Annotated in this window: 19 protein-coding genes and 1 pseudogene; 14 read left to right on the top strand and 6 right to left on the bottom strand. The window is 71.2% G+C overall.

The genetic code is table 11. From position 1 onward, the window contains the following. Nucleotides 1–2: 2 nt before the first annotated feature. From M2302_RS26625 to M2302_RS26600, 6 genes are all read left to right on the top strand, one after another. Entirely contained in the window at nt 3–1394 is a 1392-nt protein-coding gene (locus M2302_RS26625; protein ID WP_280840580.1) for a metallopeptidase TldD-related protein, read from the top strand. A gap of 191 nt (nt 1395–1585) precedes the next feature. Next, nucleotides 1586–2335, top strand: coding sequence for a BtrH N-terminal domain-containing protein (locus M2302_RS26620; protein WP_280840579.1), 750 nt, complete (start codon nt 1586–1588; stop codon nt 2333–2335). Then, nucleotides 2287–2928 (top strand): DUF4872 domain-containing protein, encoded by a 642-nt coding sequence (locus M2302_RS26615; protein WP_280840614.1) that lies wholly within the window; start codon nt 2287–2289, stop codon nt 2926–2928. The genes M2302_RS26620 and M2302_RS26615 overlap by 49 nt, the downstream gene beginning before the upstream one ends. Nucleotides 2929–3196: 268 nt before the next feature. Then, a complete protein-coding gene (locus M2302_RS26610; RefSeq protein ID WP_280840578.1) occupies nt 3197–4003 on the top strand; it encodes a hypothetical protein in 807 nt (268 codons plus the stop codon). Between the two features lie 13 nt (nt 4004–4016). Further along, a complete protein-coding gene (locus tag M2302_RS26605; protein ID WP_280840577.1) occupies nt 4017–5933 on the top strand; it encodes a fumarate reductase/succinate dehydrogenase flavoprotein subunit in 1917 nt (638 codons plus the stop codon). Next, entirely contained in the window at nt 5933–7000 is a 1068-nt protein-coding gene (locus M2302_RS26600; RefSeq protein ID WP_280840576.1) for a succinate dehydrogenase/fumarate reductase iron-sulfur subunit, read from the top strand. The genes M2302_RS26605 and M2302_RS26600 overlap by 1 nt, the downstream gene beginning before the upstream one ends. A gap of 161 nt (nt 7001–7161) precedes the next feature. On the opposite strand, the gene M2302_RS26595 is transcribed toward M2302_RS26600, so the two are convergent. Further along, nucleotides 7162–7605, bottom strand: a complete 444-nt coding sequence (locus tag M2302_RS26595; RefSeq protein ID WP_280840575.1) for a (deoxy)nucleoside triphosphate pyrophosphohydrolase — start codon at nt 7603–7605, stop codon at nt 7162–7164. Between the two features lie 182 nt (nt 7606–7787). On the opposite strand from M2302_RS26595, the gene M2302_RS26590 reads away from it, so the two are divergent. Both M2302_RS26590 and M2302_RS26585 read left to right on the top strand, forming a co-directional pair. After that, the gene (locus M2302_RS26590) at nt 7788–8096 is read left to right on the top strand and encodes a 4a-hydroxytetrahydrobiopterin dehydratase (RefSeq protein ID WP_154942109.1); all 309 of its coding nucleotides are present in this window, start codon (nt 7788–7790) and stop codon (nt 8094–8096) included. Between the two features lie 105 nt (nt 8097–8201). Further along, complete coding sequence (locus M2302_RS26585; protein ID WP_280840574.1) at nt 8202–8372, top strand: hypothetical protein; 171 nt, start codon at nt 8202–8204, stop codon at nt 8370–8372. 64 nt (nt 8373–8436) lie between these two features. Here M2302_RS26585 and M2302_RS26580 read toward each other — a convergent pair whose 3' ends face one another. Further along, nucleotides 8437–9510, bottom strand: a complete 1074-nt coding sequence (locus M2302_RS26580; RefSeq protein ID WP_280840573.1) for a DUF4190 domain-containing protein — start codon at nt 9508–9510, stop codon at nt 8437–8439. An 85-nt stretch (nt 9511–9595) separates the two neighbouring features. Here M2302_RS26580 and M2302_RS26575 point away from each other — a divergent pair, with 85 nt between their 5' ends. From M2302_RS26575 to M2302_RS26560, 4 genes are all read left to right on the top strand, one after another. Beyond that, nucleotides 9596–9958: a PH domain-containing protein gene (locus M2302_RS26575; protein ID WP_088960401.1), complete on the top strand. Its 363-nt coding sequence runs from the start codon at nt 9596–9598 to the stop codon at nt 9956–9958. Nucleotides 9959–10024: 66 nt separating this feature from the next. Further along, nucleotides 10025–10765 (top strand): hypothetical protein, encoded by a 741-nt coding sequence (locus tag M2302_RS26570; protein WP_280840572.1) that lies wholly within the window; start codon nt 10025–10027, stop codon nt 10763–10765. Then, nucleotides 10762–11442: a class I SAM-dependent methyltransferase gene (locus M2302_RS26565; RefSeq protein ID WP_280840571.1), complete on the top strand. Its 681-nt coding sequence runs from the start codon at nt 10762–10764 to the stop codon at nt 11440–11442. Before M2302_RS26570 ends, M2302_RS26565 begins: the two co-directional genes overlap by 4 nt. A 35-nt stretch (nt 11443–11477) precedes the next feature. Continuing rightward, complete coding sequence (locus M2302_RS26560; protein WP_280840570.1) at nt 11478–12002, top strand: SMI1/KNR4 family protein; 525 nt, start codon at nt 11478–11480, stop codon at nt 12000–12002. A 60-nt stretch (nt 12003–12062) separates the two neighbouring features. Here the strand turns inward: M2302_RS26560 and M2302_RS26555 are convergent, their stop codons facing one another. Then, nucleotides 12063–12557, bottom strand: a complete 495-nt coding sequence (locus M2302_RS26555) for a hypothetical protein (protein WP_280840569.1) — start codon at nt 12555–12557, stop codon at nt 12063–12065. 1161 nt (nt 12558–13718) lie between these two features. Here M2302_RS26555 and M2302_RS26550 point away from each other — a divergent pair. Next, entirely contained in the window at nt 13719–14057 is a 339-nt protein-coding gene (locus M2302_RS26550) for a hypothetical protein (protein WP_280840568.1), read from the top strand. A gap of 349 nt (nt 14058–14406) precedes the next feature. Next, nucleotides 14407–14712 carry a hypothetical protein gene (locus tag M2302_RS26545; protein ID WP_280840567.1) on the top strand — a complete coding sequence of 102 codons (306 nt, stop codon included), beginning with the start codon at nt 14407–14409 and terminating at the stop codon, nt 14710–14712. Nucleotides 14713–14803: 91 nt separating this feature from the next. Here the strand turns inward: M2302_RS26545 and M2302_RS26540 are convergent, their stop codons facing one another. The 3 genes and pseudogenes from M2302_RS26540 to M2302_RS26530 form a co-directional block, all read right to left on the bottom strand. Continuing rightward, nucleotides 14804–15739: a hypothetical protein gene (locus M2302_RS26540; RefSeq protein ID WP_280840566.1), complete on the bottom strand. Its 936-nt coding sequence runs from the start codon at nt 15737–15739 to the stop codon at nt 14804–14806. Then, nucleotides 15736–16257 (bottom strand): SigE family RNA polymerase sigma factor, encoded by a 522-nt coding sequence (locus M2302_RS26535; protein ID WP_280840565.1) that lies wholly within the window; start codon nt 16255–16257, stop codon nt 15736–15738. The genes M2302_RS26540 and M2302_RS26535 overlap by 4 nt, the downstream gene beginning before the upstream one ends. An 82-nt stretch (nt 16258–16339) precedes the next feature. Further along, nucleotides 16340–16650, bottom strand: a pseudogene (locus M2302_RS26530) (VOC family protein); the annotation flags it as partial.

The raw sequence follows: 16650 nt of genomic DNA, 5'->3' as shown, positions 1-16650 counted from the left end.
GCATGACCGAGCTGGACGTCGCCGGTCAGGTGGTGGAGCTGGTCCGCCGGCTGGCCGGCCCCGACGCGCAGGCCGAGGTGGCGGTGACCCGGCACGACCTGGCGCTGACCCGGTTCGCCAACTCCTTCATCCACCAGAACGTGGCCGAGTCCGGGATCTCGGTGCGGTTGCGGCTGCACGTCGACGGCCGGACCGCCGCCGGCGGTGGCAGCCTGGTCGACTCCGACGGCCTGCACGCGCTGGTCGAGCGGACGGTGGCGGCAGCGCGGCTCTGCCCGCCGGACCCGGCCTGGCCGGGGTTGACCCCGCCCATGGCGGTGCGCTCCAGCGGCCTGCTCGACGAGGACACCGCCTACGCCGAGCCGGACGCGCGGGCGGACCGGGTCCGCGCCTTCGTCGACGCGGTGGGCGGCCTGGAGGCGGCCGGCTACTGCCGGACGTCGTACCGGTCCGGGGCGTTCGCCAACTCCGCCGGCCACACCGCGCAGGGCCGCACCACCGAGGCGGCGATGGACGGCATCGCCCGGGCCGGCGGCGCGGACGGGGTGGCGCGGCTCTGCGCCGACCGCCTGGCCGACCTCGACGGGGCGGCGCTGGGCACCCGGGCCGCCGGCAAGGCGCGCGCCGCCGCCGATCCGGTGGAGCTGCCCCCGGGCCGGTACGAGGTGGTGCTGGAGCCGGCCGCGGTGGGCGATCTGCTGCAGAACTTCTCCTGGTACGGCTTCAACGGCAAGCGGTACGCCGAGCGGCAGTCCTTCGCCGAGCTGGGCACCGCCCAGTTCGACCCGTCGGTGACCCTGGTCGACGACCCGCTGCACGCCTCCGCCCTCCCGTACGACCTGGAGGGCAGCGCCCGGCGGGCGCTGACGCTGGTCGAGGCCGGGGTGACCCGCGCGGTGGCGCACGACCGGCGCAGCGGCGCCGAGGTGGGCACCGGGTCCACCGGCCACGGCATGGTCGGCGCCTCCACCTTCGGCCCGATCCCGCGCAACCTCCGCCTGCTCGCCGCCACCGGCCCGGTCGGGCGGCCCGACGGCGGCGCCGAGGTCACGCCCGGGGCGGTGACGGACGGGGACACTGCCGCGCTGGTCGCCGGGATGGAGCGCGGGCTGCTGGTCAGCGACTTCTGGTACACCCGGGTGCTCGATCCGAAGAGCCTGGTGATCACGGGGCTGACCCGCAACGGGGTGTGGCTGGTCGAGGACGGCGTGCCGACCCGGGCGGTTCGCGACTTCCGGTTCACCGAGTCGTACCCGCGGGCGCTGGCGCCGGGCGCGGTGCTCGGCCTCGGGCGACGGCCGGTCCGCCAGCCGGACCGGCTGGACGGGGTCTGGTGGGAGGCGCCGGCGCTGCGCCTGGCGGCGTGGAACTTCACCGGCGGCGCCTCCGGCTGACCTCGGGTATCGTGGTCGCCGGCACGCTCGCGTGCCGGACCTCCTGACCTGGCGCCCACGCCGCCTGGCCGAGCGGGGGCGAAGGTGGCCCGTTGCCATCGCGAGTGACGCGTGTCGTTCGGGCCGATCCGCCGGATGGACGCGACGCTGGCGTGGGGTACGGCGGTCGCGCTGTCCAGAAGGCGTAGCTCATGACCGAACAGAAGAAGCTCAAGCAGCGGGTACGGGCCCGCATGGCGGCCACCGGCGAGAGCTGGACCAGCGCCCGCCGCCAGGTGCTGGCCCACGCCGAGCCGTCGGCGGACCGGGTGCTCCCGCCGGGCCTCGTGCCCGGCTACCGCACCTTCGGTCCCCGCCAGCACCGCGAGTCGGGGCTGCTCGCCCACGTGCTGGCGGCACAGGGGGTGCGCGCGCCGCACACCGACGCCCCGTACACCGAGGCCATGCTCGCCGGGCTCGGCGGCGGTGTGGGATTCATGTACGCGGTGTTCGAGTACCGCGACCTGCCCCCGTTGCTGACCATCGTGGCCCAGCACCATCCACAGCCCTGGGTGCCGGCCGCGCTGGACCGGCTGGGCCTGCCGTACGTCGAGGAACACAGCTCGAAGGCGGGACCGGCGATCGACCGGCTCCGGACGGCGCTGGGCGGAGGCCGACCTGTCTTCGCCACCGTGGACCGCAGTCGACTCCCGTGGCACGGACTGGAACCGGGCCCGGCAACGACCCCTATCCGGTGGTGGTCGCCGGCGTCGACGGGGATGTCCTCCACCTGGACGACGAGGGGCCGCATCCCCGCCAGCTCCCGGTGCAGACGTTCGCCGCCGCCTGGTCGGCCCACCGCAAGGGGCGCCACCAGGCCGTCACGGTCACCGCCACCCGCCAGCGGACCGACCTGCCGACCGCGATCCGCGACGCCGTCGCCACCACCGTCGCACACCTGACCGGTCCGGTCCTCCACAACAGCTTCGACACCAACTTCGGCTTCAGCGGCATGGCGAAGCTCGCCCACCAGTTGCGCGACACCCGCACCAGAACCGGTTGGGCCCGGCGCTTCGGGGCCCCGGTGCCCTTCTTCCACGGGGTGCGCCGGTTGTACGAGTGCCTGGAGGTGGAGTACACCGCGCCCGGCGCCACCCGGCCGGTCTACGCCGACTTCCTCGACGAGGCCGCACCCCTGGTCGGCGACCGGCTCACCGAGGCCGCAGCGCTGTTTCGCCACTCCGGTGAACAGTGGTCGCGCCTCGCGGCACTCGCCCTGGACACGGTGCGGGGACTCGGCGCGTACACCGAGGTGGCCGAGCAGCGCATGGCGCTGGTCTTCAGCCGGGGGCGCGACGCCGAGGCCGAGATCCGGGAGCTGACCCGGCGCCTGGCCGAACTCACCGAGGAGTTCACCGCCGAGGACCAGCTCGGGGCGGTCGGCCGGCAGGAGCTCTTCGCCGCCATGGCGGATCTGGTGGAATCCTGCCTGGAGTCGGAGCGGCACGCGGTGACCGCGCTGGCCGGCAGGACCATCGGCGGGGTCTCCGGCTGACCGTTCGGCGTCAACCGGAGACGATCTTTTCCGGCCAGCGCACATTGATCATGCTCCGGGTCTTTCCAACCTGCGGGACACACGGGACACTGCGTTGCGCGGCCGGGCCGTGGAGATCGGCGTAACGTGTGTCACTTAGCTGCGCCGTCATGCCGGTGCGGTCGTTGGTGTGCGCAAAGACGTGGCAGTGGACCCAGTCCCACCGGTCCGCTGACCGAACGGAACGTGATCCGCCGCCCGCGAGGGCCCCGTAAGGGAGACGACTCGAATGACATCAACGGCAACGAAGCCGCTGGGGGCGCGGGCGCGCGCCGCCATCGCGGCGAAGACGTTGCGGACCGACCGATGGTGGCTCGCCCCACTGCTCACCTTCCTCGGGCTCAGCGCCTGGGTCGCGTACGCGACGGTCCGGGTCTTCATGCACAAGTGGTACTGGGTCGACGCGTACCACTACCTGACCCCGTTCTACTCCCCGTGCGTGACCGACCGGTGCATCGAGGGTGCCTCGCACTTCGGCCGGTTCCTGCCCGGCTGGTGGATCATCCCGGACGCCGCGCTGACCCTGCCGTTCCTGCTGTTGTTCCGGTTGACCTGCTACTACTACCGCAAGGCGTACTACCGCTCGTTCTGGCTGTCGCCGCCGGCGTGCGCGGTGCCGGACGGGCACAAGGCGTACAGCGGCGAGACCCGGTTCCCGCTGCTCGGGCAGAACCTGCACCGCTACTTCTTCTACGCCGCCGCGATCATCTCGCTGATCAACACCTGGGACGCGATCCTGGCCTTCCACTCGCCGAAGGGCTTCGGCTTCGGGCTGGGCAACATCGTCCTGCTCGGCAACGTGGTGATGCTGTGGGCGTACACGATCTCCTGCCACTCCTGCCGGCACATCATCGGCGGGCGGCTCAAGCACTTCTCGAAGGCTCCGATGCGTTACAAGGCTTGGACCTTCATCTCCGCCCTGAACGTCCGGCACATGCAGCTCGCCTGGATCACCCTCGGCACCCTCGCCCTGACGGACTTCTACGTCATGGCGGTCGCGGCCGGCTGGTTCAACGACCTGCGGTTCATCAACTAGAGGGCGCCTGGACATGACGACTACCACTCGCATCGAACGACACCACTACGACGTCGTCGTGATCGGGGCCGGCGGCGCCGGCCTGCGCGCGGCGATCGAGGCCCGGCTGGCGGGCAAGAAGACGGCGATCATCTCCAAGTCGCTCTTCGGCAAGGCGCACACCGTGATGGCCGAGGGCGGCGCGGCGGCCGCCATGGGGAACGCGAACAACCGGGACAACTGGCAGGTCCACTTCCGCGACACCATGCGCGGCGGCAAGTTCCTCAACAACTTCCGGATGGCCGAGCTGCACGCGAAGGAGTCGCCGCAGCGGATCTGGGAGCTGGAGACCTACGGGGCGCTCTTCGACCGCACCAAGGACGGGAAGATCTCCCAGCGCAACTTCGGCGGTCACGAGTACCCGCGGCTGGCGCACGTCGGCGACCGCACCGGCCTGGAGCTGATCCGCACCCTCCAGCAGAAGATCGTCTCCCTCCAGCAGGAGGACAAGCGCGACCACGGCGACTACGAGGCCCGGATCAAGGTCTTCTCCGAGACCACGATCACCGAGCTGCTGCTCGACGGTGACCGGGTCGCCGGCGCGTTCGGCTACTACCGGGAGTCCGGCGAGTTCGTCCTCTTCGAGGCGCCGGCGGTGGTGCTGGCCACCGGCGGCGTCGGCCGGTCCTACAAGGTCACCTCGAACTCCTGGGAGTACACCGGGGACGGTCACGCGCTGGCGCTGCGCGCCGGGGCGACGCTGATCAACATGGAGTTCCTCCAGTTCCACCCCACCGGCATGGTCTGGCCGCCCTCGGTGAAGGGCATCCTGGTCACCGAGTCGGTGCGCGGCGACGGTGGCGTGCTGAAGAACTCCGAGGGCAAGCGGTTCATGTTCGACTACGTCCCCGACGTCTTCCGCAAGCAGTACGCGGAGACCGAGGAGGAGGCGGACCGCTGGTACACCGACCCGGACAACAACCGGCGCCCGCCGGAGCTGCTCCCCCGCGACGAGGTCGCCCGCGCGATCAACAGCGAGGTCAAGGCCGGCCGAGGTACGCCTGCGGGCGGCGTCTACCTGGACATCGCCTCGCGCCGCTCGGCGGAGGAGATCCGTCGCCGGCTGCCCTCGATGTACCACCAGTTCAAGGAGCTGGCCGACGTCGACATCACCGCCGAGCCGATGGAGGTCGGCCCGACCTGCCACTACGTGATGGGTGGCGTGGAGGTGGACCCGGACTCGGGCGCCGCGTACGGCACCGTGCGGGGGCTCTTCGCCGCGGGTGAGGTCTCCGGGGGCATGCACGGCTCCAACCGCCTCGGCGGCAACTCCCTGTCCGACCTGCTGGTCTTCGGCAAGCGGGCCGGCGGGCACGCGGCGTCGTACGCCGACCAGCTCGGCGCGCGGCCGAAGGTGTCGATCGGCGCGGTGGAGGCGGCGGTGGAGACGGCGCTGGCGCCCCTGCAGCGGGACACCGGTGAGAGCCCGTACAGCCTCCAGCAGGACCTCCAAGCGGTAATGGGAGATCTGGTCGGGATCATCCGGCGCGAGGGTGAGCTGGTCGACGCGCTGCGCCGGCTGGCGGAGCTGCGCGAGCGGGTGGCCAAGGTCAGCGCCAGCGGCGGCCGGCGCTACAACCCGGGCTGGCACCTGGCCCTGGACCTGCGCAACATGCTGGTGGTGTCGGAGTGCACCGCGAAGGCGGCGCTGGAGCGGCAGGAGTCCCGCGGCGGGCACACCCGGGAGGACTTCCCGGCGATGGAGCCGAAGTGGCGGCAGGTCAACCTGGTCTGCTCCCTGGACGACGACACCGTACGCCTGGACCACAAGCCGCTGCCGACGATGCGGCCGGAGCTGATCGGCCTCTTCGACCGTGCCGAGCTGGCCAAGTACCTGACCGACGAGGAGCTCGCGGAGTTCGACGCCCTCGCTGAGGAGGCGGGCAAGTAATGGGCAACAAGCGACAGTTCCGGATCTGGCGGGGCGACGAGACCGGCGGCGACCTGCAGGACTACACGGTCGAGGTGAACGAGGGCGAGGTGGTCCTCGACGTCATCCACCGGCTCCAGGCCACCGACGCGCCCGACCTCGCCTGCCGGTGGAACTGCAAGGCGGGCAAGTGCGGCTCCTGCTCGATGGAGATCAACGGCAAGCCGCGGCTGAGCTGCATGACCCGGATGTCGACCTTCGAGGAGGCCGAGACGGTCACGGTCACCCCGCTGCGCACCTTCCCGGTCATCCGGGACCTGGTCACCGACGTCTCGTTCAACTACGAGAAGGCCCGGGAGATGCCGGCCTTCGCGCCGCCGGCCGACGTGGCACCCGGGGACTACCGGATGCAGCAGGTCGACGTGGAGCGCTCGCAGGAGTTCCGCAAGTGCATCGAGTGCTTCCTGTGCCAGACCGTCTGCCACGTGATCCGCGACCACGAGGAGAACAAGCAGGCCTTCGCCGGCCCCCGGTTCTTCATCCGGGCGGCGGAGCTGGACATGCACCCGCTGGACGCGAAGACGGACCGCAAGGATCACGCGCAGGCCGAGCAGGGGCTGGGGTTCTGCAACATCACCAAGTGCTGCACGGAGGTCTGCCCCGAGCACATCAAGATCACCGACAACGGGATCATCCCCATGAAGGAGCGGATCGTCGACCGCAGGTACGATCCCCTCGTGTGGCTTGGTAGCAAGATCTTCCGTCGGGGTGACACGCCCCAGAGCACCGCGGGCAGCGCGGGGAAGGAGTCCGCGGTGCACAGCGGCGCTCGTCAGGCTGGGGTCCACTCGCACGCGGGGGGTTCGCACGATCCGCTCGCCGAGGTGCAGGCCCAGCAGGGTGTGAACTGGCACCGCGAGGTCCCGCACCCGACCGCCGCGGCGGTCGACGCCACCGGCCGGCTGCCGCTGACGGAGCTGACCTTCGACCGGGCGGCGGCACCGTCGCCGTTCGGCGACGACGTCACCTTCCCGCTGCCGCCGGAGCACCTCAACTTCGCTCACCCGAGCCAGGACGAGAAGCACTGATCAGGACGAGCATCGACGGGGGCCGCGGCGACAGCCGCCGGCCCCCGTCCCCTTTTCGCCCCCCTGTCGCTTTCCCCCGGGGTCGTCCAGCTCGTTGATCATGAAGCTGTCGCCCGGGTCGGCGTGTCGGGGCGACAACTCCGCCGGGCGGACCCCGGCGGTCAGGGGGCGGTCAGCAGGAGGGGGCGGAGGGCGGCCACGATGGGAACGTCGGCGGGGAGCCAGGTGACGGTGTCCAGTTCGGCGGCGGAGAGCCAGCGCATGGCCTGGTGCTCCAGCGCCTTCGGCTGGTCGTCGTGCAGGAGCCGGGCCGCGTACACCTTGAGCACCGAGCGGCCGTGGGCCATCCGGATGTCGCGACCCACGCGGTCGCCGATCTCGACGCGTACGGCCAGCTCCTCGGCGCACTCACGGGCCAGCGCGGCGGTCTCGCTCTCGCCCGGCTCGACCTTGCCACCGGGGAACTCGTACATCCCGGCCACCTCGGGCGGCGCGGACCGGGCGCAGGCCAGCACCCGCCCGTCGCGGATGATTGCCGCCCCGACGACCACCTTCGGCTCGCGCCGCTCGGCCTGTCCGCTTCCGCCTACCCGTTCGGTCCGCACGGGCGTCCAGCGTGCCAGATCAATCGTCGGTTTGGGTACCGTCCCCGACCGGTAGGTCAGCAGAACACGGAAGTGTGGGCGTGGACACACCGTCTCACTGACGACAGACTAGGGACATCGCGAGGACACGGGACGGCGACGATTTGGCCACAAGCCGGCAACGACGCCTGGGAGGTGCGGTGATGCGCGGGCTGTTCAACAGCCGGTCGAAGCACGACTACCTCAGCGACGCGCTGACGCTCCTCACCGGGTGGACCCGCGAGGGTGAGCAGATCCGGCGGACCCTCGTGATGGACGACACCCAGCACGCGGCGCTGACCGAACGCGTCAAGGTGGTCGCGGACGCGCTCCGGCTACGTCCCGAGATCAGTCGCCGGGACGAGGAGACCCAGATCCGGGTCGGGCACGGCGACGGTGAGCCGCTGACCGAGGGCGAGGTCCTGCTGGCGGCCCGCATCGAGGACGCGTACCGGGCGGTCACCGCCTCCTGAGCGCCACCCGTCGAGGCCGCAGCCTGGTGGCACGTCTCCATCGTCGGCCCCCGTCCCCCACCGCCGGGGTGATCGGCGGCGGCGCTCCCAGCCTAGGGCTCGCCGGTGCCGCCCGGCCTCGCCGGAACGTGCGGGACCGGGCCGGCCGAGTGGCCGGTCGGCGACGGTCCGTCGTCCCCTCCTGAGACCCTGCTGACCATCGGTTACCTGGTCAGCCGGGGCCTGACGAAGCCGGGCAGCCGCAGCCGCGACGACGACCCGCGCACCAACCACTGACGACCGCACCTCCGCAGCCCCGCCGCCCCGCGTCCCCCGATGCGACCGGCGGGGCTCGCGCGTGTCAGCGGGCCGGTTCGCCCTGCAGGGTGGACAGACCCAGGGCCCGGCGTACGGCCAGCTCCGTCTGCGGCTCGCGACGCTGCTCGGCCTGCGCCACCAGCCGGAGCGTCTGGTCACGGTCGGCGGCCTTCTCGGCGTCCCGCCAGTACGCCGCGGCCTCCTGCGCCTCGGCGATCAGCTTCTCCATCGGCTCCTTGACCTGCGCCGGCCACGCCTGGGCGCTGAGCGCGAGCCAGAACCGGCCGTTGGCCGTCGCCGTCCGAGCCACCATGGCGCGCAGCTCGGCCGGCGGGGCGGTCGGGCCCTGGGCGGCGAGGACGGCCCGGGCCTCGTCGAGCTCGCGGGTCGCCATCAGGTAGGCCAACTGCTCGGGGCGGACCACCGTGGCGTCCTGGCGCAGCTGCCGGGTCAACGGCGTCGACCCGGCGGCCAGATAGCAGGTGATCTGCGGATAGGTCGGCCACTCGACCCGCGACGGGACGTACCAGCGCAGCCGCACGTCCGGCGGGAGCGAGAGCGGGTCGAGGACATAGCTGCGCTGCTGCTGCCGGCAGGCCGTCTCGGCCCGCGCCGACAGCGCGGCCGTGCCCGGGTACGCCTCGCCGGCGTGCCGAACGTAGGCGGGCAGGCGGTCGACCAGCTCCGCGTCGTGCGGCGCGGTGCACGGGACCGTGGTGACCTCCTCCGGCGCGGTGCGCGTACCCGTGGGGGTGTCGTCGACGCGGAAGCAGTCACCCGCCCGCAGCCCCCGGACGCCGACCGCCGGGTCGGGCCGGGACACCACCCCGGTGAGGACCAGCACCAGCGCCAGCGCCCAGACGCCGCAGAGCACCAGGCCGGCGACCGCCAGACCCCGGCCCCGCTCCCCGGTCCGCCTGATCCGGTGCAGCGCGACCACCCCGACCACCGCTCCCAGCACGCCGCCGAGCAGGCCGAGGACGAAAGCGGCGACCGCCAGGCGGTTCATCCGCCCGTGCGACGGCCGGGGCCCCGCCCACGGCTCCCACTCGCCCGCGGCCGCCTCGGCGAGGCCGGGCGACGCCGGTTGCCTCGACCTGGTGTCGTCCGTGGTCATGTCGCGTTCCTTCCCCCGTGTCCCCCGTGCGGCGTGCAGACTAGTCGACCGGGCCGGCTGGCGTCCGCTTCCTACCGTGGGATCCATGGCCAATGCGACGTACGACCGCAAGGAGCAGTTCCAACAGATCCAGAGTGGACTGCTCGACGGAGAGCAGATCATCGCCGTCTACGACGCCGTCGGCACCGGCACCGGGTTCATCGGGCTCACCGACCGGCGCGTGATCATCCAGGACCGGTCGTTCATCGGCAAGCGGTACGCCATCACCAGCATCCCGTACTCAAAGATCACCAGCGTGAGCGTGGTGAGCAACAAGTCGTGGGGCGGCTCGTTCTTCTCCACCGGAGCGATCGCCGTCCACGTGGGCACGCACACCTACGAGGTGGAGTTTCGGGGCGCGCAGAAGAGCCACCACGTGCACAACGTGATCCTCCACTACATTTCCTGACCCCCCAGCTGTCGTAGCTTCCGGCTAGCGTCGCCGGCATCGCGTAAGACCGACGGGGAGTGGTGGATGGGTGCCAAGACCGGATTGCTGGCCTTCGCCGACGGGGACGTGCCGACCGCACTCCGGCGCGGCGGCACACCTGACACTCGCCGCACGGCCGAACTGGTCCGCCGCGCGCACCCGGGTTTCGACGTGCGCGCCACCGATGGCAGCACCCTCTCCGACGGCAGCTACCCGCCGGACGACGTGACCTACGCGGCGAGTTTGCCCGGCGTGGACATCCTCTGCGACCAGCGGTTCATGGTGGACCGTCCATCCGAGCTGCCGGCCCACCTGCTGGGGCTGGCCGCCGGCCGGCGGGTCGTCCTGCACGCGATGCACTCGGTCGTCGACTGGCTGGCCTTCGCGGTCTGGGAGGACGGCGAGCTGGTCCGCTCACTGAGCGTCTCCCCCGGCGGCGGTGTCGGCGAGGACATCGGCACGCCGTACGCCTTCGAGCTGCCGTACCGGGCGGGCGAGCACCCGGTGCGGCCCGTGCCCGGGTGGAGCGACGACAAGCCGTACCCGCTGCCCTACCACCCGCTGACGCTGGGCGAGGAGGCGCTGCGCCACCTGTTCGGCTTCGTCTTGGAGGGTCGCCGGCAGCCCGACGATCTGGACGCGGACAGTGTCGCCCTGCTCGGCTTCCGGGTGGTGGACCCGACCGGCCGTGAGGCCGCCGAGCGTGCCGCCATGTTGGAGCTGTTACGGCCGCCCCGCCGGTTCCGTTACGAGAACGGCCGGATGGTCGAGGTCGTGGACCGGTGAGCGTCCCGGACAGTTCCGACGGCGTGCCCCGCGCGACCGACCATGACCGGGTACGCCGGAGCTACGACACGGTGGCCGAGACGTACTGGGAACGCATCGGCGACGAACTGGCCGGCAAGCCCCTCGACCGGGCGCTGCTCGCGGCCCTCGTCGAGCGGGCCGGCGACGCTCCGGTGGCCGACCTGGGGTGCGGGCCCGGGCACGTGGCGGCCTGGCTGGCGGAGCGCGGCGTCAGCGCCGTCGGCGTCGACCTCTCCCCCGCGATGGTCGCCGCCGGCCGGCGCAGGTACCCGGAGGTGGAGTTCCGCCAGGGCGACCTGCTGAGCCTGCCGGCGGCGGACGGCGATTTCGGCGCGGCGGTGACGCTCTACTCGGTCATCCACCTGCGCCCGGCGGAGCTGCGGCCGGCGTTCGCCGAGATGCGGCGGGTGCTGCGGCCCGGCGGCTCGCTGCTGGTGGCGTTCCACATCGGCGCCGAGGTGCAGCGGCTGACCGACTGGTGGGGCCACCAGGTCGATGTCGACTTCCACTACCACGAGGTGGAGACCGTCGCCGGAGCACTGCGCGAGGCCGGCTTTACCGAGGAGGCTCGGCTGGAACGGGCACACCACCCGCAGGAGGGCGAGACGCAGCGCTGCTACCTGCTGGTCCGGCGCCCGGCCGAGGCTACGAGCTGAGCGGGCGGGTCGGGGGCCGCCGCTAGGGTGCGGCGGTGACCGGAGAACAGCTCACGCTCCCCGCCCCGCTGCGGGAGGCCCACGACGGTGGCTTCGACTACGCCGGCGGCGACGGCATCGATTTCGAGCCGTACGACGCCTTCCTCACCCTCGCCGAGACCGCCGAATGGTGGCAGGCGTGGAGCGGCAACCCCTCGATGGACGGGGTCGACTTCCGGATCTTCGGCCAGGACGGCACGGGCGGGCTGGCGGCCTGCTGGCTGGTCCGCCCCGGCGAGCCGATCGAGCGCCAGCCGGTGGTGTTCCTCGGCTCCGAGGGTGAGATGTCCGTGGTCGCCCGCGACCTGGCGGCCTACCTCTGGCTGCTCGCGGGCGGTTTCGGCCCGATGGAGGCGACGATGTGGCCGCAGCACGAGCACCGGCCCCGCCCGGATGCCCGTCGCACCACGATCGCCGAGCGGTACGCGCCGCAGGCGCGACAGACCGCGCCCGAGGTGATCGAGGCGGTGCGGGCCGAGTTCCCCGACTTCGAGCCGTTCATCGAGTCCCTCTGCCACTGAGGGACGGGGCCGGTCCAGGCGGCGTGCCCGGGCGCCACGCGACGGCATTCGGCATAACCGTCAGCACTGGTCGAGGCGGCGGAACTCGTCGACGGAGACCACCTCCCCCGCGCGCCAGGTCCGCACCATTCCCGAGCGGATCTGCGGGTCGGCCAGCACCTGCTCGGGTACGAAGCTGACGCCGTCCAGCTTTCCGTCACCGGAGCCCGTACCGGTCAGGACGCCGGCCAGGACGTACTCGTGGTCGGCGGTCAACGCCCGGGGCTCCTGCCCCGGCGTGGGCTGCTGCGGCCAATCGTCCGTCCAGGCGTCCCCCGGATCGCTCAACGCGATGCTGTCGGGGCGCGCGTCGCCCGCCGGCCGGAGCGTCACCCGTACCCCGCCCTGCGAGACGTCGGTCAGGGTGAGGTGGTCCAACTGGGCATCCGGGCAGACCGCGATCAGGCCGACGACGCGTCCCTGCGGGTCGACGGTCACGCCCAGCTCGCCGCGCAGGCGCGGGGTGCAGCCCGCGAGACCCCACACGACCAGGATCAGGGCCGTCGTGACAGCCACCGGGCGCATCCGCATCTCGTCCCCCCAGGGGTACGGCTCTCCTCAGCCTAGAGACGCCCGGCCACGGGTGGGTCACAGTGGAGCGGCTCTGCGGCGGCCGCTGGCACCAAGTTCTTGACTTCCTCCCACACGAGGTCCGGCATCCCGCCATAGTGGCCGACGACCGGGAAGGACACAGCTCCTCGCCACCGGCCGGGTGGCCATTCAGCCCCCGGCCGGTCGCGCTCTCACTGGAAACGCCTACCGGGCCTTCTGGCGCCGGTCGGCTTGCTGATCACGGAATCCTTGGCTCGGCGGCGCACCACGATCGCGCTCGCCTTCCTCCGCAACCCCTTCAGGATCCTGTCCTTCATCGCCGGCATCCCCTCTCGCGTACGTCAGATCAGTCGTGCGCGTTTCCGCACCGGACAATTGATCCTTCGCGTACCGCAATCCGCGTACCCGATGGGACAGCAGCCATTCATCAGCGTCGGGCCACGCTGCCTGCCCGACGTCCGCTGGCAGACCGACCACCCCGCCCAGCGCGCCCGACCAGGGGAAAGAGGCCGGAATCGGACGTCGAGGCGGAACTTGGCCGGCCCTCCCGTCACCTGTGCCGACCTGGTCCACCTCGCGCATCGGTGCTGCGAGCAGTAGTGCTTCGACCTGCTGGAGCAGGCCGGCACCGCGCGTTGCCGCAGGCCAACAGCGTGTGTGACGGCGCGCACGGCGGGAAGGTCAGTCGGATGACTGACCAAGGGGAGCTGGCGCGAAGCGCGCTCCAGCGAATCCACAAGGCTGCCGTGAGACATCGCGACCTTGAGCTGCACCAGGCGGCCGACGACATCGCCCGAGCGGCCCAGGCGAGGGACCTCGATCCGGGGCCCGTCGAGTCGTACCGCCCCTGCCCGGTGTGCGGTGCTGAGCCGGGACAATTGTGCATGAGCGTCCCTGGCCGCCCAGTGACGCCGGGCGACATGCACCCTGAGCGCACGCAATAGGGCCGCTTTCCGTTCCCGTCAGCCTTCAAAACGGACGTAGCCAACCGCCTGACCTGCGGGAAGGGGCCGGAATCAGACGTTGTGTGGGCCAGTGTTGACCGCTGCATCGGGCACGCGGCGGGCACGGCCCCGCCCGCCGGCCTCCGGACGGGACCTAGCCGCGTACCGTACGTTGAAGCGCGTGGAGATCCCCCTGTTGCGCGACGGGTGGATATCGCGTGTCTGTGGGGCATTTGTTGCCGTGCTTCCCCACGCCTTGTCGCTGCGGAGACTCGGGTGGGGGCCGGTAGGAAACGACAACGTTGGAGAGTGGTTTTTCGCTCTGGCGTTCGTCGGTTTCTGTCCAGCGGTTGTCACCGTTGTGGTGGCAATGCTTCTACTACGCACCAGATTTCGCGGCGCTGGCGTCGGAGCGCTGAGTGGAGTCGCCGTCCTGATTCTGCTGTGGATAGTCGGCGTAACGTCCTACGTCGCCGGCGTCGTGCCACCAGGGATGATGGACGCTCCCCGCGTGCACTGAGGCTACGTCTTGCCCTTCGATGCTCACTCCCATGGCGGTCAACCTCCGCCGGCGACCCCGCTGACGTGGTTGGCCCCTTTCGTCCGGAAGAGACCACCAGCAGTCGATGAACTGCTTGAGCCTTGCGACTCGCCTGTCCAAGGTCCACCAGCGTCCGACATTGCTCGCGCCCGTGGTCACCCAGAAAGTCACTCAGCATCGGTCGTTGCGTCCCTCCTTGGCTGCCATGCCATTGGTACGGTTAGCGTGGGAGGCTCCGCGAATGTCCGGATCAGACGAGCGTTGGCACTGGTTCGGGCCCACAGCCGGAAACCAGGCGGCACCGGTGCCGACACCTCCGCGCCCAACCGTGGCAGCGGTGGTGCCGTGCCTGATCGGGGCTGTTCCCGGAGCGGCCCTGTCGCTTGCTCCGCTGGCACTCATTCATCAGTACGTGGAGGTGTTCGCGGCCACCGCCACACCGGACAGCGGGTTCAACATCTACACCCTCGGGGCGCTGGCCTGCTTAGCGCTCGGCGGCTTCCTGCTGGTGAGCGCACTTGTGTCGTTGTTCTTCCGGCAGACACGGGCGCTCGGTATCGGGTACCTGTCTGGGCTCGTAGTCGGGCCTGTCTCCTTCATGTTTGTCCTTGGGGTCACGAGGCTGGCCGCATAGGGCCTTCAGAGCGGCATCATCAGACACAGGTGCTGCTCGGCTCGCTCGGGTACGGCCGTCGTCATCGCCGAGGCGCTTCGTCCCGAATCAGTTACTTGGACGACCACGTATGGAAGTGGGCCGGGGGTTCGACCTGCACTGGCGTGCCGTAGTCGGACAGTTCGGTGACCACGTGCAGGTGGTAGGTGAAGACCTTACCCCTGGTGACGGAAACCTTACGGTCGTAGGCCACCTTCGCGATTCGCTTGTCCGCGCCGAGCGTCACCTCGCCCACGAGACGGTCGACGGCGCCCCGCGAGGGAACGTCCTTCACCTGGACCTCGAAGTGGTAGGCGCCATCGGGGGTCTCGGTGACCTTGGCCCCGGCCCGCCGCAGGGCACCGAACAGCCCCTGCGGATCCGCCGAAGCGGCCAGGCCACCGCCCAACACGAGGTCGTAGTCCAGGTTGGCCTGCTGGCCCGGGTATCGGCTCCAAACGATCTTGCCGTTGTCAGGCGCGGAGCCGTCCCGGGTACCGATGTACCGGACGCCGTTGACCAGCCGCTCATGTTCGAAACCTGCGGCGACCATGGGACGCAGACCCGTGTACGGCGATTCCAGGTAGCCGGTGGCCGTCGCCGGATCGAAGGCTCCCTTGGTGACCCAGCTCGGGCTCACCGGCTCGGGCAGTTCATTCTTCGGCGGGAGCTTGTCCTTCACGGTGGTCGTGACCTTCACCCGGTAACTGATGTTCTCGCTGGCCGCGGCAGCTGCGGCCAGCCGCAGCCGCGGCGTGTCGGCCGTCGTCGCCGTGGGCCGCTCGGCAACCGGCCCGGGCGAGACTGCCGTGCCGCCGGTGCCCACGGTCATGGCCGCGGCAAGCGCCCCGGCCACACCGACGGCGCCAACGGCGTACGCGGTGCGGTGCAAGGCGGTGCGCCGCCGGTGCCGTCGAGTCGCCTCCCCCAGTACGTCACGGGTGAACGCCAAGCCGGCGACCTCATCCCGCATCCCGACGGTCAGCTGATCTTCCAAGTCAGTGGTCATCTACCCACTCCGTTCATGCCTGCGTCTTCGAGCGCCCAGGCGGCCGTGAGCTCGCGTAGCCGGGCCAGCCCCCGGGAGGCGGTCGACTTGACGGTGCCAACCGAGCAGCCGAGCAGCTCGGCGGCTTCGGATTCGCTGAACTGCTCCCGGTAACGGAGCACCAGCACGGCCCGTTGCCGCGGCGGCAGCATGGCCAGCGCCTGGATGAGTGCTTGCCGGAGGTGCAGCGCCTCGGTACCGTCCGCCTGGCCCGGCGGCTCGTTCTCGGCCAACACCTCCGGCCGGCGCCCGCGGAGCCGCCACCGGTCAACCGCAAGGTGGTACAGCGTGCGACGCAGGTACCCCTCCTTGTCGCCCTGTACCCGGCTCCAATTCCGCATCAGCCGCTCCAGCGCCACCTGCAACAGGTCCTCCCCAGCGACCCGGCTGCCGGTCAGCAGTACCGCCGTCGCGAGGAGCGCACCGCCGCGTTCGGCGACGAGGACGTCCAACCCGTCGAAGCGTTTCTTCCGCCGCACCCGATCTCCTTCCGTCCCCACCAAGGACGACGGGTACAGCCCGAAGGTTGACTGGCCGGCGAAACCCGCCTGCGTTGCCGAATCACCTGAGCGCCGCTGCGAGTTCGGCGGCGTTCCGGAACGCGGAGGCCGCCCGTTCTGATTCATCCGCGTTCAGCACGACGCGTTCGACACGGGCCAGCATCTCGCTTGCGGTATCAAGGTCGTGCAGCACCATCGCGAGTTCGGCGCGGTACACGAGGACCTCTATCTGTGCGACCGGATCGTCCCCGGCCTGGGGGCGGGCCAGTGCGCTGTTGAGGATCCGGACGGCCTGCCGGACATCGCCCCTGGAATCGGCCTGCACGACAGCGTTCGCCAGAGCCTTGGCCAGGCGCCCCGCTGGCGTGGGTT

Source organism: Micromonospora sp. A200 (genome assembly GCF_029893845.1).
In the GTDB taxonomy this organism is placed as follows: domain Bacteria; phylum Actinomycetota; class Actinomycetes; order Mycobacteriales; family Micromonosporaceae; genus Micromonospora; species Micromonospora purpureochromogenes.
This window is presented reverse-complemented; position numbering and strand designations above follow the sequence as displayed.